The following is a 692-nucleotide window of genomic DNA, read 5'->3' as shown; positions in this document are numbered from 1 at the left end:
ACCTCCAGGTAGTCGAAGCGCCAGCTGGCGTTCTCCTCGGTGGGCAGGACGATCTCGACCACTTCACGTTTGGGGTTCAGCTTGAGTTCGAAGCGCGCCCGCGGCGTGCCACCCGGGCCGGCATCCGGGTGCAGGAGAAATTCGACCCGGGTGTTGTCGCTGGAGCGGTTGATCTGCAGCAGGCGACCCAGGGCGTCGCTGATCGATTGCAGGCGCTGGCCGCCGTTGAAGCCGACGTAGGACAGGTCGACCTTGTGCCCGGAGGGGGCATGGACCTGCACGGGCAAGGCCACTCGCTCATTGGCGCTACCACCGGTTCTCAGGGTTTCGATCAGGCCGGACTTGTGCACGACCCGGTAGACGTTGTTGCCGTCGTTGTAGAAGTGGAAGCTGTCGAGTTTCTTTTCCTTGAGTGCAGGCTCTGTGCCGCTGCCGGTGACCTTGAAGGTTTCGCCAGTGGCCAGGGCGAGCATGCTGTCGTGGGGCGTGAACTGGGATAGGTTGAGGTTCCAGCCGACGCCGAAGCCGGAGTCCAAGGTGTTGAGCGGGTTGAACACCAGTTGCAATGGTACCGCAGGACCGCAGAGGTCATTGGATTTGAGTTCCGGCAGGTCGATGGCAACTGTGTACTGACCGGTGCGCGGGTCGACGCTGACAGACAGGAAACTCATGAAATTGAAGGCGTTTGAGTG

1 pseudogene is annotated in these 692 nt (G+C 61.6%); it reads right to left on the bottom strand.

What is annotated here, in order from left to right:
• Nucleotides 1–692: pseudogene (locus ACZRJQ_RS22020) on the bottom strand (sugar-binding protein); the annotation flags it as partial.

Source organism: Pseudomonas sp. E315 (genome assembly GCF_055406205.1).
Note: the sequence above shows the minus strand (reverse complement) of the source record. Positions and strands in the feature narration are given on the sequence as shown.